The sequence below is a fragment of the Roseovarius sp. MMSF_3350 genome, from assembly GCF_030733425.1.
Taxonomy (GTDB): domain Bacteria; phylum Pseudomonadota; class Alphaproteobacteria; order Rhodobacterales; family Rhodobacteraceae; genus Roseovarius.
This window is the reverse complement of the sequence record NZ_JASHIZ010000007.1, coordinates 169447-182898: the sequence shown is the minus strand read 5'-3', so window position 1 is coordinate 182898 and position 13452 is coordinate 169447. Positions and strand designations below refer to the sequence as shown.

At 64.8% G+C, this 13452-nt stretch carries 12 protein-coding genes and 1 tRNA gene; 9 read left to right on the top strand and 4 right to left on the bottom strand.

The features are described 5' to 3' along the window. Positions 1-100: 100 nt before the first annotated feature. The 3 genes from RBB31_RS09085 (at position 101) to RBB31_RS09075 (ending at position 4729) form a co-directional block, all read left to right on the top strand. Positions 101-406: an SH3 domain-containing protein gene (locus tag RBB31_RS09085; protein ID WP_306128965.1), complete on the top strand. Its 306-nt coding sequence runs from the start codon at positions 101-103 to the stop codon at positions 404-406. Positions 407-612: 206 nt separating this feature from the next. Beyond that, a complete protein-coding gene (locus tag RBB31_RS09080; protein ID WP_306128964.1) occupies positions 613-1671 on the top strand; it encodes an efflux RND transporter periplasmic adaptor subunit in 1059 nt (352 codons plus the stop codon). A gap of 4 nt (positions 1672-1675) precedes the next feature. Further along, positions 1676-4729 carry an efflux RND transporter permease subunit gene (locus tag RBB31_RS09075; protein ID WP_306128963.1) on the top strand — a complete coding sequence of 1018 codons (3054 nt, stop codon included), beginning with the start codon at positions 1676-1678 and terminating at the stop codon, positions 4727-4729. Between the two features lie 40 nt (positions 4730-4769). Here the strand turns inward: RBB31_RS09075 and RBB31_RS09070 are convergent, their stop codons facing one another. Then, on the bottom strand, positions 4770-6074 hold the full coding sequence (locus RBB31_RS09070) for an ATP-binding protein (protein WP_306128962.1): 1305 nt from the start codon (positions 6072-6074) through the stop codon (positions 4770-4772). 46 nt (positions 6075-6120) lie between these two features. On the opposite strand from RBB31_RS09070, the gene RBB31_RS09065 reads away from it, so the two are divergent. Next, entirely contained in the window at positions 6121-7023 is a 903-nt protein-coding gene (locus RBB31_RS09065; RefSeq protein WP_306128961.1) for an MBL fold metallo-hydrolase, read from the top strand. 70 nt (positions 7024-7093) lie between these two features. Beyond that, positions 7094-7168, top strand: a tRNA-Asn gene (locus RBB31_RS09060). Between the two features lie 277 nt (positions 7169-7445). Here the strand turns inward: RBB31_RS09060 and RBB31_RS09055 are convergent. Beyond that, positions 7446-8153 (bottom strand): anti-sigma factor, encoded by a 708-nt coding sequence (locus RBB31_RS09055; protein WP_306128960.1) that lies wholly within the window; start codon positions 8151-8153, stop codon positions 7446-7448. Continuing rightward, complete coding sequence (locus tag RBB31_RS09050; protein ID WP_306128959.1) at positions 8150-8674, bottom strand: sigma-70 family RNA polymerase sigma factor; 525 nt, start codon at positions 8672-8674, stop codon at positions 8150-8152. The genes RBB31_RS09055 and RBB31_RS09050 overlap by 4 nt, the downstream gene beginning before the upstream one ends. A 181-nt stretch (positions 8675-8855) precedes the next feature. Between RBB31_RS09050 and RBB31_RS09045 the strand changes: the two genes are divergently transcribed. The 3 genes from RBB31_RS09045 to RBB31_RS09035 all read left to right on the top strand — a co-directional run bounded on the left by RBB31_RS09045 (position 8856) and on the right by RBB31_RS09035 (position 11837). Beyond that, a complete protein-coding gene (locus tag RBB31_RS09045) occupies positions 8856-10196 on the top strand; it encodes a S8 family serine peptidase (protein WP_306128958.1) in 1341 nt (446 codons plus the stop codon). Between the two features lie 72 nt (positions 10197-10268). Next, positions 10269-10562, top strand: coding sequence for a hypothetical protein (locus RBB31_RS09040; protein WP_306128957.1), 294 nt, complete (start codon positions 10269-10271; stop codon positions 10560-10562). Between the two features lie 156 nt (positions 10563-10718). Next, on the top strand, positions 10719-11837 hold the full coding sequence (locus RBB31_RS09035) for a PqqD family protein (RefSeq protein ID WP_306128956.1): 1119 nt from the start codon (positions 10719-10721) through the stop codon (positions 11835-11837). 33 nt (positions 11838-11870) lie between these two features. On the opposite strand, the gene RBB31_RS09030 is transcribed toward RBB31_RS09035, so the two are convergent. Next, entirely contained in the window at positions 11871-12422 is a 552-nt protein-coding gene (locus tag RBB31_RS09030; protein ID WP_306128955.1) for a DUF421 domain-containing protein, read from the bottom strand. A 155-nt stretch (positions 12423-12577) separates the two neighbouring features. Between RBB31_RS09030 and RBB31_RS09025 the strand changes: the two genes are divergently transcribed. Continuing rightward, positions 12578-13432 (top strand): SDR family oxidoreductase, encoded by an 855-nt coding sequence (locus RBB31_RS09025; RefSeq protein ID WP_306128954.1) that lies wholly within the window; start codon positions 12578-12580, stop codon positions 13430-13432. Positions 13433-13452 lie beyond the last annotated feature (20 nt).

Sequence of the window (13452 nt, the reverse complement as noted above, 5' to 3'; positions counted from 1 at the left end):
AACGGGTCCACAATCCGAAAAAACCGCCTGATTGCAATATCATAGCTTGCCCGGTTTACGTCCCTCCGGGCCTACCAGAACGACCCGAATGAGAGGCACCATGCGCAAACCCGTTTCGATCCTTGCCGCTCTTGGCATGCTCGCTGCCTGCTCCGACACGAGCCCAGTGACCGCGTTCACGTCCGATATCTATGAGGTGTACGGCGTTGAAGACGGCGACATGCTGAAGCTCCGCGGCGGGCCGGGTCTGGGATTCGAAACCCGCGTGGGGCTGCCCAATGGTACGCTCGTACGGGTGCGCGACTGTGCGCGGGTCGGCGGCACGCGCTGGTGCGAGGTGGCTCTGGACCGGGCCCCGGGGCTGACGGGATACGCCTCCGAGACCTATCTGCGGTCACGATCATAGTCCTTGAGGCACTGATGCCGGAGCCGTTTTCTGTTCAAAGAACGGGATAGAAAATGCGTATTTTCCATGCCGGAAACCTCGTAAGTTTTCGGTTCATTTTCTTTTGAAGAAAACGAGCCGTGCAAAAAACTAAACTGTTGGTTTCAGTTTTCACCTGCGCTATGTGACCACCCAAATCTTCCGTTCCCTCGCCAGGAGCCCTTTCCATGCGCCGCCTCTTCGCATTTCTTTCTTGTGTGCTCTGCCTGCTGATCGCCACATCGGTCCCCGTGCAGGCGCAAGACCAGGTCCAGGAGGCCGAGGCACCGCCCAAACCCGTAAAACTGATGACGCTGTCGCGTGAGCCGGTCACTGTGCGGCGGCAATTCTTCGGTCAGGTGGCAGCGCGGCAGACGGTCGAACTTGCGTTCCAGGTGCCGGGCAAGCTTGAGTTGCTGGAGGCGGAGGAAGGCGCGCGCAAGCCAGAGGGCGCCGAGATCGCGCAGTTGGACCTGTCGGGCTACCGGCGCGCCGTGGCCGAGGCAGAGGCCAATTTCGAGAAGGCGCAGCGCGATGCCGATCGGCTGGAATCGCTGCGTGGACAGGCTGTGAGCGAGGTGCAGGTGGAGGACGCACAGACCCAGTTGCGGCTGGCCGAGATCGCGCTGAACGGTGCTCGCGAAGACCTGGAGCACGCCACGCTGCGTGCGCCGTTCGACGCCCTGGTCGCCAAGCGGCTGGTGTCTAATTTCCAGACGGTTCAGGCCGGCACGCCGGTGGTCCGGCTGCATGACGTGTCGGAAACCCGGGTCGATATCCAGGTGCCGGAGGTTCTGTTTCGGCAGGCCGGGGCCGATGACGAGATCGCGTTCCATGCCGAGCTTCCCGGCGACCCGCGTCGCTACGACCTCGCGTTGCGGGAATTCGAGACCGAGACCTCGGCCACCGGGCAGACCTATACGATCACGCTGGCTTTTACCGAAGATCCCGGCGCGTTCGTCTTTCCGGGCGCGTCGGTCACGGTCTATACCGCTGTCGCCGGGCCGGAGCAAACGGGGATCGTGCTGCCCGAGACCGCGCTTATCTTCGACCCCGAGGGCAACGCCGCGGTGATGGTGTACGAAAATGGAAAGGTTGCGGCACACCCCGTCGAGATCGAGGTGCACGAGGACAGCCGCATCTACATGAGCGAGGGCCCCGAGGACGGCACGCAGATCGTCGAGACCGGCGCCGCGCAATTGCGCGACGGCCAGCGCGCCCGCCGCTTTACCGGCATCGGAGAGTAGGCCCATGTCCATCGCGCGGGCCTCGATCGACAGGTCGCTCATCACGTGGATCCTGATGCTGAGCTGCCTTCTGGGCGGGATCTGGGGGTTTGCCACCATCGGGCGGCTCGAAGACCCGGCCTTTACCATCAAGAACGCCATCGTGATCACGCAGTATCCCGGCGCCTCGGCCGAGCAGGTGGCGCGCGAGGTCAGCGAGCCGATCGAGTCGGAAATCCAGAAGATGGGCGAGATCGACTTCATCACCTCGTCCAACAAGCCCGGGGTCAGCCGGATCTCGGTGAATATCGAAAGCACCTATGACGGCACGGAACTGCCCGCGATCTGGACCAAGCTGCGCAACCGGGTCGAGGACGCGACGCGCAACCTGCCGTCCGAGGCCGGGCAACCCATCGTGAACGACAATTTCGGCGACGTCTTCGGCGTGTTCTACGCGCTGACCGCGCCGGGTTATTCGGATGCCGAAGTGCACGAGATCTCGGAATACCTGCGGCGTGAACTGCTGGCGGTCGAAGGCGTTGCGGACGTGGCGGTGGCGGGGCTGCCGTCGGAGGCGATCTACGTCAATGCGCGGGTTCCGATCATCACCAACCTGGGCGTCAGCCCGGACGCCATCGCCGGCGCCCTGTCTGAAGCGGACACGCGCACGCCGGCGGGCAGTTTCCGGCAGAATGGGCAGGATATCCGCGTCCAGGCGCCGGTGGGCTCGGACACGGTGGACGAGATCGCCAACCTGACCATCGGCGTGGGCGGAGAGGTAATCGACCTTCTGGACCTCGCGCAGGTCGAGCGTGACCGCGTCGAGGAGCCGACCGAGATCATCCGGTTCCAGGGCAAGGAGGCGTTTACGCTGGGGGTGGCCGGCAAGGCGGACCTGAACATCGTAGACGTGGGCAAACGGGTGGATGCGCGGCTGGCCGAACTGATGCGCGACGTGCCCGCCGGGGTGGAACTGCACCCGATCTACCAGCAGCACGTGGTGGTGGACGAGGCCTCGAACGACTTTCTGCTGAACCTGGCGATGTCGGTGACGATCGTGGTGCTGGTGCTGGCGGTCTTCATGGGCTGGCGGTCGGCCGTTGTGGTGGGATCCACACTGCTTCTTACGGTGGTGGGCACGGTGTTCCTGATGGCCGTCTTCGGGATCGAGATGGAGCGTATCTCGCTGGGGGCGCTGATCATCGCGATGGGGATGCTGGTGGACAACGCCATCGTGGTGGCCGAGGGGATGCAGGGCGACATGGCGGGCGGCAAGTCGGCCCGCGACGCGGCGGAGGACGTGGCCAGCAAGACGCAGATCCCGTTGCTGGGCGCGACGGTGATCGGGATCATGGCCTTTGCGGGCATCGGCCTGAGCCCCGACGCCACGGGCGAGTTCCTGTTCTCGCTTTTCGCGGTCATCGGGATATCCCTGCTCTTGTCCTGGGTGCTGGCGATCACCGCGACGCCGCTTTTGGGGCACTACTTTTTCAAAGTGGGCAGCGGCGAAGGGCATGACCCTTATGCCGGCCCGCTCTTTCGCGCCTACCGCGCGGTGCTGTCCGGCGCGCTGCGGGTGCGCTACCTGGTGATCCTGGGGCTGATCGGGGTGACGGTGCTGTGCTACATGGGCTTTGCGCAGGTCAAGCAGCAGTTCTTTCCGGATTCCAACACGCCGCTGTTCTACGTGCATTACAAGCTGCCGCAGGGGGCCAGCATTCACCGCGTGTCGCAGGACATGGCCCAGGTCGAGGCGTGGCTGGCCGAGCGCGACGACGTTGTGTCGGTCGCCACCTTCATCGGCGGCGGCGCGACGCGGTTCATGCTGACCTACGCCCCGGAGGAGACGCTGCCGACCTATGGTCATCTGATCATTCGTACCGAGACGCTGGAGCAGATCCCGGCCCTGCGGGCCGATGTCGAGGCCTTCGGGCGCGACGCCCTGCCAGGGGGCGAATTCCGCACCGAGCGGCTGGCCTTTGGCCCCGGCGGCGGGGCGCCGATCGAGGCGCGGTTCTCGGGGCCGGACGCGGACGTGTTGCGGCAACTGGCCGTTGAGGCGGAAGAGGTCATGGTCGGGGCGTCAGACCGGCTGATGGACCTGCGTACCAACTGGCGCGAGCGGGAACTGACGCTGGTGCCGCGCTTCGCCGACGAGCGGGCCAAGGCGGCGGGTGTGGCGCGTGACGACCTGGCGCAGGCGCTGCAATTTGGCACCGATGGCGTGCAGGTGGGGTTCTACCGCGAGGCCGACCGGCTGATCCCGATCATCATGCGGGCCGACAGCGCCGGTGGTGAGGGCGCCGAGCACCTGGCCGACCTGCCGGTCTATTCGGACGCGGCGCAGGGCTATATCCCGGTGGCGCAGATCACAGACGGGTTCGGCTGGGAGGCGCAGAACACCTTCCTCGTGCGCCGCGACAGGGTGCCGACGATATCGGTCCAGGCCGGGGTTCCGGCGGGCGAGAATGCCGCCAGCGTCTTTGGTCAGCTGCGCGGCGCGGTCGAGGCGATGGACCTGCCCGAGGGCTATGCGCTGGAATGGGGCGGCGAATACGAGAGCTCGACCGAGGCGCAGACGGCCCTGGGCAAGCAGCTGCCAGTGTCGTTGTTGATCATGGTGCTGATCTCGGTGCTGCTGTTCGGCAAGATCCGCCAACCCGTGATCATCTGGCTCTTGGTGCCGATGAGCGTCAACGGCGTGGTGATCGGCCTTCTGGGCACGGGACTGCCGTTTTCGTTCACGGCACTTCTGGGGCTGCTGAGCCTGTCGGGGATGCTGATCAAGAACGGCATCGTCCTGGTCGAGGAGATCGACCTCGTGCGTGCCGACGGCGTGCCGTTCCGGCGGGCGGTGCTGGATGCGTCGACCTCGCGCCTGCGCCCCGTGGTGCTGGCGGCGGCGACGACGATCCTGGGGATGATCCCGCTCTTGTGGGACGCGTTCTTTGCCTCGATGGCGGTGACGATCATGGGCGGGCTGGGCTTTGCCTCGGTGCTGACGCTGGTGGCGGCGCCGGTGTTCTATTTCAGCTTCTTTCCCAAGGAGCGCAAGGCCGACGCCGCCGCCGAAGCGTGAAGTCCCCCCGGGAACAGCCCCTGCCCCGGCCCGGCGTCTGTCAGCGGCCGATCACGAAATCGACCTGCAGCCCGCCCAGCCGGTCGCTCTGACCCAGGCGCAATGTGCCGCCATGGGCGCGGGCGATATCCATCGCGATGGCCAGGCCCAGCCCCACCCCGGTGCCGAGGTTCTGGTTGCGGGCCTCGTCCAGCCGAGCGAAGGGTTTGAGCGCCTCTTCGCGCTGTGCCTGCGGGATGCCGGGGCCGTCATCCTCGATGCGGATGCGCAGGGCACGGTCGGTCAGCTGGACCGAAACTTCTGCCCTTGTGCCATAGCGCACCGCGTTGCCGAGCAGGTTCTCGATAGCGCGGCGGACGCCGCCGGGGCGCAGCAGTACCTCGCCCTTCCCTTCGCAGGGGCCAAGCTGCACGGATTTTCCGCCGCGCTGGAAATCCTCGACGATCCGGGCGACCAGCGCCTGCGGATCGGTGGATTCGGGCGCGGCTTCCTGCGCGCCGCGGGCGAAATCGAGGAACTCGTTGATCAGGCGCTCCATGTCGGCCACGTCCTGTTCCAACGGCTCTCGATCCTCGGCGTCGAGCATGGAGAGCGCCAGTTTCAGGCGGGTGATCGGCGTGCGCAGGTCGTGGCTGACGCCCGAGAGCATGAGCGTGCGCTGTTCGATCTGGCGCTCGATCCGGGCGCGCATGTCGATGAAGGCGGCGCCCGCGGCGCGCACTTCGGTCGAGCCGGAGGGCCAGTAATCGACATGGCGGCCACGGCCGAACGCCTGCGCCGCACTGGCCAGACGCGTGATCGGGCGCAGCTGGTTGCGCAGGTAGAAATAGGCGATCACGGTCATCAACGCGGCGAAGAAGAACATGTAGACCAGGAGCTGGTGCGGGTTGGAGGCCGAGACGCGGCGCCGGTCGAAGGTCATGCGCAGACCCTCTTCCTGCAAGGCGAAATAAAGATGCACGACCTGGTCATCGGGCAGTTCCAGTGCATGCAGCATGGGCAGGAGGCGGTTGAACTCGGCGATGACGTAGCCGCCGGTGAAGTCGTACCAGCGGCGGCTGTCGCCGGCGGGCAGCGCGTCGAGAGGCAATTCCTCGACAGAGATGCGCAGGTTTCGCGCCAGTCGCGAATCGCCGATTTCGGACGGCGGAAGGGCGGCGTCGAGCAGCACCTCGACCTCGCGGCTGGCGGTGCGGGTCATCTGCTTGGTCACGCCTTCGAAATGCCGCTGCACGAAGACGATGGAGACCACCAGCATCAGGGTGATGACCGGCAGCAGCAGGATCGCGATGGCGCGGCCGTAAAGCGACCGGGGCATATAGGGTTTGAGCCAGCGAAACGACATGGGCTAAACCTATCCGCGACGATCCCGATCGGAAAGAGCCAAGCAGATGAATGACGACCGCCCTACCCCCGGCATCGCCGAGGACCTGGCCCCCGGCCTGCGACGGGTGCTGGCCGACAACCCCTCGCCGATGACGTTCTGGGGAACGAACACCTATCTGGTGGGCCACACGGACATCGCCGTGATCGATCCCGGCCCCGACGATGCGGCGCACCTGGCGGCCATACTCGGGGCGCTCGAGGCGGGGCAAAGGGTGAGCCACGTGCTGGTCACGCACAGCCATGTGGATCATTCCCCGCTGGCGCCTCGGCTGGCGCGCGAGACAGGGGCGCAGGTGCATGCCTTCGGGCCGTCGGGATCGGGGCGCAGCGCGATCATGACGCGGCTGGCTGCCGCCGGGCTCGAGGATGCCGGCGAAGGCGTGGAGGCCGGGTTTGCGCCGGACGTCACGTTGCGCGACGGTACGGTGATCGAAGCGGAGGGATGGGCGCTGGAAGCGCTCTGGACGCCGGGGCACCTGGGCAACCACTTGGCATTTGCCATGGGCGACACGGTGTTTTGCGGCGACCTCGTGATGGGCTGGGCCAGCTCGCTGGTGGCGCCGCCCGACGGGGACCTGACGGATTTCATGGCCTCCTGCCGACGGTTGAGGGCGCGCGGGGCGAAGGTGTTCCATTCGGGCCACGGCGCCCCGATCACCGACCCGATGGGGCGGCTTGATTGGCTGATCGCGCACCGGGTGGGACGCGAGACGGCGATATTGGAAGCGCTGCGCGACAGCCCGGCGGACGCGCAGACGCTGGCGCGGCGCATCTATACCGACACGCCAGCGGCGCTACTGCCAGCGGCGGCCCGCAACGTCCTGTCACATCTCATTGATCTTCATGGAAGAAGTTTGGTTGCGCCGGATGGAAAACTGACCGCCTCCTCGCGGTTCGCATTAATCTGACGGTGCAGAAAAATTTGTCACAATCCCTCTGGACGCCGCCAGACGAGGTTGCTATATCCGCCCCCGGTATTCCGGCGTAGCTCAGCGGTAGAGCAGTTGACTGTTAATCAATTGGTCGTAGGTTCGATCCCTACCGCCGGAGCCAAAATCCCAGCAAATCAGCTCCTCTACGCTCACTTGGAGCTCTGCCCCGATAGCGCTCATTTGCGGGGTCGCTGAATAGGTCCCGTTTTCTTGGGCGTGTATCGCTTCGCATATCTCACGTGCAGGATCGCATGATTTCGAGGCGAACCCTGGCTGACTTGATCCGGCGAAGCGATGACCGGTGGGCGGTTGGAGGTGATCGCGAACAGAGCGACGGGCAGAAGGCCTTGCGAGCGACGATAAGCTTGATGAAAGGACCCGAGAACTCTCATCCATTCTTATTTCAAGATCTTCGCTTCGCTTGCCGCATCCAGGGGCTGGCCCGCGCCGATCGTATCCAGGTACAGATCCAGCATTTCTGTCGCCGCGTCACTTGCCGGTGAGAACCCATCGCCTGAACCGTCCGCGACGCTCACGGCAACAGTCCACCCGCCCGCTTCTCGGCATGCCAGGATCCTTCGGGGTATGGAGACCACCGGTTGCACCGAAATGAGACGGCATAGGCCTTGGTCAGTCTCAAAGCTGGCAAGCGCCCGTGCCGGTCCGAGACCGGCAACGTCCCGGGTCTGTCCCGTAGGCACGTCGGACAGGGCGGCGGCCGCATGTTCGAGCGTTGCCGCGCCGGCTGGAGCAAACCTGTCCTGCAGGGTCCAGCCGAACCCGATGCCGATTGCCAGGGACGCCGCAAGTGCCAAGGGCCACGCGATGCGGCGGCGCATGGGCACGACCGTGGCCCCGGACCGATCCTGGCTTTCTGTGATGGCGGTGCTGCGAACAGCCCTGACAAGATGCTCGGGAACGGCACCCTGAGCAAAGGCCGCGCGCAGCGATGCGGCCGTCTCGGCAAACAAGGCATAGCGCGCCGCAAGATCGGGATCCTGTTCGATCCTTGCGCGCAGGTCATCAGCCGTTGCGCCATCAAGTTCACCATCGGCAAGGGCCATCAGCATCTCGTCACTTACCTCTACGTGATTTGGCGTGTTCATCGCGCTTCTCCTTTTTTCGGCGCGGTCTCGGGCTGCATGCCCAGCTCGGATGCGAGCGTAGCGCGGGCGCGGGCCAACCGGCTCATGACAGTCCCCACGGGAATATCCAGCGCGTCCGCTGCCTCGCGGTAGCGAAACCCTTCCACGCAAACCAACATGAGGACTTCTCTTTGTTCCTGAGGCAGGGCGTCCATCGCCCCACGAACGCGTACCAGTTCCAGACGCGCCTCGGTGACCCGACGTCCGTCCTCACCCACCAATTGCTGTGCCATGTCGACCTGGCCGATTTCGACAGCGTCCCGTCGCGCGCGGTGCTGGTCGATCCACGCGTTGCGCATGATACGAAAAAGCCAGCTGTCCAGCCGGGTGCCCTCGGTGAAGCCCGAAAGATTGCGCAAACCTTTCTCGACCGTGAGCTGCACGAGATCATCCGCCTGATCCCAGCCTGGCGCGAGAGACCGCGCAAAAGCCCGCAGCCTGGGTAGCAGTTCGATGATTTGCTGTCTGACATCGTCAGTCATGCGGGGGTGTCCTGTGGGCGGGAGCGGTTGCAAGCTGTATTACATAACCAGAACGGGCCGTGGCGGGATTTATTCCCTCCCGGCGCGCGAAAATCTATATTCAGTCTGGAATAATCAGCTTGCGCTGCACGTTCTCTCTTTTTGCGCTGTCACCAAGCCTTTGAACAGGAGCTTTTGGCCAATGACTGACGACGACCGCCCGGACCTGACCCGCCGCCGGCTTCTGAAACGTATCGGGCTTGCCGGTGCCACGGCCTATACTGCACCGGCCCTGACGCATCTGGGCATGGCACATGCATCGGGCGGATCGGGAGCCGGAAGCGGCGCAGGCAGTGGCGGAAGCGGCGGCAGGGAGTCCTGGCGACCGGCCCGACGCCAGACAAGGACACGGGCGAACCGGCCGCGTTCAGCTCGACCCACGCAATCGCCGCCGCCACCTCCGGAAATCCTGCTGCTCTTGCCGGCGGGAATGAGCATCACGCCTGCGATCGACGCTGGCTACGAAGTTCGCGCCACTGCTTCGAACGACCTGCTGGAGGGCCGGTTGTACCGGCTGGATCCGCCGACCGGACGTTCGATAGAGGACGCGCTGGCCGATCTTGGCGGTTTGCTGCCAGGGGCCTTGATGGATGAGAACCACTTCTACACGCCAGACGCGTTTCTGTGTGACGAAGCGGGCTGCGATGCGCATGAAATGATAGGCTGGTCCGGTTGGCCCAGCATCTATGCACCACGGATCGGAATGATCGATACCGGCATCAACCAGGATCATCCAGCGCTCAGCGGCCAGAAGCTCGTCGTCCACCAGGCGGACCTGGGCGAACGGGCGGAGGCCGGGCGCAAGCATGGTACGGCGATTGCGGCGATGCTGATCGGGCGGCTGGACTATCGCGTGCCGGGACTGCTGCCCAACGCCGAACTGGTCGCGGTCGAAGCATTCCACCGCGGCTATCTCGGCGAGCAGGCGGACGTCTATTCACTCGCCTCGGCGATGGACTTGTTGATGACGGCTGATGTGGATGTCATCAACATGAGCTTTTCCGGACCGTACAACGCGATCCTCGAGGAGATGATCAGCCGGGCAGCCGCGGTCGAGACGGCGCTGGTTGCCGCGGCGGGCAATGATGGACCGGGAGCCGAGCCGGCTTACCCGGCCGCGTTCGAGACGGTCATCGCCGTGACGGCGATTGATCGCGAAGAGGACGTGTATCGTCAGGCCAATCACGGGCCGTACATCAATTTTGCCGCGCCTGGTGTGCGGATCTGGGCGGCCGCTTCGGTCTCCGGAGGGCGGCTCAAGTCGGGTACGTCCTATGCCGCGCCGTTCGTGACCGCTTCGCTCGCGGTGCAGCGTGCGCGCGCGCCGGCTGTTTCGCTGGATAGGACCGTCGCAGAGATGGTGCGCTGCGCCAAGGACCTTGGTGCGCCGGGGCGCGACACCGTGTTCGGCGATGGGTTGGTCGCAGCCCCCGGGCAGTGTTTCGCCCGCGATACGGAGTTTCTCCCGGTCTCCGGGGAATAAAGATCCGGCGCCTTCCGTTTTCCCTACGTGGCCGCCATGAGCGGTCGACGGAAAACGCAAAGGAGAGGAACCATGGCAGATGAAAAGAACGCCAAAATTTCGCGCCGCCGGATGCTGACGCGGCTTGGGCTGGCCACAGGCGCGGCCTATGTCGCCCCCGTGATGATGCATCTCGGCGCCGCGCATGCCTCTGGCGGCGGCAGCGGCGGTGGCTCTGGCGGTGGAAGAGGCGGCTCCCGGGGATCCGGTGGCTTTGGCGGAAGCCGTGGCAGCCGTGGCTCGGGACCGTCCGGCGGACGTCGTTCCGGCCGGGGCATAAGCTTCGGCAATGCAGTGCGCGGGGCTCTCCGCGATCTCGGTCTCTAGGGTTGGATGGTCGGATGGTTCGTCAAACAGCCAAGAACCGGGGCGTGCACGCCGTGCGCCCCGGACAGTTCTGTTTCACGCATGGTGTTTCCCGCCGCATCGCATGCCGTCGAATTGCAGGGATGCCCCTCGATACATGATGCTATCCGAACGGTCATGCCCGACTGGGAGATTGCCGCCTCAGGTGATACCGACACGCCCGCGACGGTCCTGCGACGCGATGAGGGCGGCACATTCCAGTTCCGGTCGTGGTGGTCGGACAGGCCATTGACGAAGCTCGGCCTCGCCGGGGTCACCTGCGGAGCGGTGGCCGATATCTTGCAAGGCTACCTTGATTCACGGCCCGGCATATTCGGCTTCCACTGCGGGGCTGTGCAGGTCAACGGGCACCTCGTGGCCTTTACAGGCCCCTATCGGGCTGGAAAGACAACCCTTGTCGCGCGGCTTGGAACCGAGCCGGATTGCGCGCTTTTCTGTGATGACATCCTGCCGATAGACGAGAACGGCGTCGCCACGGCGCTTGGGGTGCAGCCGCGACTGCGCCTGCCGTTGCCCGAGGGGCTGAGCGGCGCGTTCGAAACCCATGTGGCCGCGAACCTGACTGTCAGCGATGAGCGCTACGGCTTCCTCGATCTTCTGCACCAGGCGTCGCTTGGCGCCCGTGCGCCCTTGGCCGCAATGATCGTGCTGTGCCGTCAGGATGGCAGGCGCGCGCGATTTCACGAGCTTTCGACCGCGGATGCAGCCGGGTTTCTGATCCGTCAGAACATTGCAGATCCCGGTGACGCCGGATCGCACTACGACCGGGTCGCCGCGATGGCGGAAAACCTTGTCTGTCTCACACTCGTCTATTCCGATCTGGAAGAAGCGGTATCCCTGATCCGAGAGACATTCGAAGCAGCCGGGATTCCGCGGTTGAGAGCGCCGTTGGCTCCGGCCTTGCCCCTCAGCGATCCTGATGCCGATGCACCTCCGGCAGACCTTTCGCTTCGCGTTGTCCGCGCTTCTGACGTGGTGACCCGGCAAATTGGCGAGGATATGTTTCTCTGGCAGATGGCCGATCGGAACTTCTTCAGGCTCAATGCTGTGGGTGGCGCAATCTGGACTCTTCTGGAACAGGATCAGACCGGCACCTGCATCGTGCGCGCCTTGCACGACGCCTTTCCTACAACCCCTGTGGAGATGATCGGACGGGATGTCGCCATGCTGCTTGGTCAGATGAAGCAAAGAGGGTTGGTGACGATGGAACCCGGCCCCTTTCCCAATCCGACCTGATTGGCGACGTCTGAGCGGTGCCGAGAACACCAGCTATCCGGCATGTTTTTCGGGCGTCGCGGCCCCGGACTGAGAAAGCCGTGATACCGCGCTGTCGGTCGCCTCAGTTCCTTCGATGACCGAAAAGGAGCCGTCGGATTCCAGAATGACGGCAGACACGGTCTTCGGATCAAACCGCCCTTCGGTACGCACAACCGTTTCGAGTTCCTCCTGCGTAACCCGGGCCTGCCTCATCGCACGGGGCAGGATTTCACCATCGCGCAGCAGCAATGTCGGTTCCGAGCGGACGACGCGCGCGAACGATTTCGAGCGCACGGAGAGGGCCGTCACGCCGTATTGCAAGGCGATCAGCAGAAGCAGAGCCGTCACGCCCTCGGCCAGCGCCACATTCTTGCTGAGCAGGATCGTAGCCAGGGTCGAGCCAAGAGCCACCGTCACCACCAGATCGAACGCGTTGAGCTTTGCGAGGGTCCGTTTCCCGGAAGACCGCAATGCAATGATCAGCGCCGCATAGGCAAGGGTGCCGACGATCGCGGTGCGCAGGATCCCGCTCCACCCCTGAAACAACATTTCCGACCAGTCCATGATATTCGCCCTCTCCTGACTTCGGTTGTGCCTCCTACCTAATCTTTTTCCTGGCCTTGGCACTTTTCGACCCGACATGCGGGCAAACGCGGCTTGGGCGGGAACATTGGATGATCGCGGCTGTTGACTCCAAGACCCCACCACGGAGCAGTCCCATGACCCATCCCAAGCCCCCCTTCCCCGAACAGCCCCAGAGCACGCCCGGTCGCACCGATCGGATGGAGCCCCGCCCGGACCACGGTGAGGACAGCTACAAGGGGTCCGGCAAGCTCGACGGTATGGCCGCCCTCGTCACCGGCGGCGACAGCGGCATCGGGCGCGCGGTGGCTCTGGCTTTCGCGCGCGAAGGCGCCGACGTGATGATCTCGTATCTGGACGAGCACGAGGACGCGGAAGAGACCCGTGCGCTGGTGGAAAAGGCCGGACGGCGCGGACAGGTCATGGCCGGCGACATCCAGAGCGCCGATCACTGCCGGACCCTGGTGCGCGACACGCACGAGGCCTTCGGTCGGTTGGACATCCTGGTCAACAACGCGGCGCACCAGATGCATTTCGACACGCTGGAAGACATCCCCGATGAGGAGTGGGAGATGACCTTCCGCACCAACATCCATTCGATGTTCTATCTTTGCAAGGCGGCGGTGCCGATCATGAAAAAGGGTAGTTCCATCATAAACACTGCGTCGATCAATTCCGACAAGCCCAACCCCGGCCTGCTGGCCTATGCCGCGACCAAAGGGGCGATCCAGAACTTTACGGTGGGGCTGGCGCAGATGCTGGCGCCGCGCGGTATCCGCGCAAACTGTGTCGCCCCCGGCCCGGTCTGGACGCCCCTGATCCCGGCGACGCTGCCCAAGGAGTCCGCAGCTCATTTCGGTGAGGACAAGCCGATCGGCCGGCCCGCGCAGCCTGCCGAACTCGCCACTGCCTTCGTGATGCTAGCCGATCCACTGTCCAGCTACACGACCGGCGCGACGGTAGAGGTCACCGGCGGCATTCCGATGATCTGAGGGACGCGCCCCTTCGTGCC

What these genes read in the sequence shown, in the direction of transcription:
- RBB31_RS09085 (WP_306128965.1), top strand. Translation starts at nt 101, where the DNA reads ATGCGCAAACCCGTTTCGATCCTTGCCGCTCTTGGCATGCTCGCTGCC.
- RBB31_RS09080 (WP_306128964.1), top strand. Translation starts at nt 613, where the DNA reads ATGCGCCGCCTCTTCGCATTTCTTTCTTGTGTGCTCTGCCTGCTGATC.
- RBB31_RS09075 (WP_306128963.1), top strand. Translation starts at nt 1,676, where the DNA reads ATGTCCATCGCGCGGGCCTCGATCGACAGGTCGCTCATCACGTGGATC.
- RBB31_RS09070 (WP_306128962.1), bottom strand. Translation starts at nt 6,074, where the DNA reads ATGTCGTTTCGCTGGCTCAAACCCTATATGCCCCGGTCGCTTTACGGC.
- RBB31_RS09065 (WP_306128961.1), top strand. Translation starts at nt 6,121, where the DNA reads ATGAATGACGACCGCCCTACCCCCGGCATCGCCGAGGACCTGGCCCCC.
- RBB31_RS09055 (WP_306128960.1), bottom strand. Translation starts at nt 8,153, where the DNA reads ATGAACACGCCAAATCACGTAGAGGTAAGTGACGAGATGCTGATGGCC.
- RBB31_RS09050 (WP_306128959.1), bottom strand. Translation starts at nt 8,674, where the DNA reads ATGACTGACGATGTCAGACAGCAAATCATCGAACTGCTACCCAGGCTG.
- RBB31_RS09045 (WP_306128958.1), top strand. Translation starts at nt 8,856, where the DNA reads ATGACTGACGACGACCGCCCGGACCTGACCCGCCGCCGGCTTCTGAAA.
- RBB31_RS09040 (WP_306128957.1), top strand. Translation starts at nt 10,269, where the DNA reads ATGGCAGATGAAAAGAACGCCAAAATTTCGCGCCGCCGGATGCTGACG.
- RBB31_RS09035 (WP_306128956.1), top strand. Translation starts at nt 10,719, where the DNA reads ATGCCCGACTGGGAGATTGCCGCCTCAGGTGATACCGACACGCCCGCG.
- RBB31_RS09030 (WP_306128955.1), bottom strand. Translation starts at nt 12,422, where the DNA reads ATGGACTGGTCGGAAATGTTGTTTCAGGGGTGGAGCGGGATCCTGCGC.
- RBB31_RS09025 (WP_306128954.1), top strand. Translation starts at nt 12,578, where the DNA reads ATGACCCATCCCAAGCCCCCCTTCCCCGAACAGCCCCAGAGCACGCCC.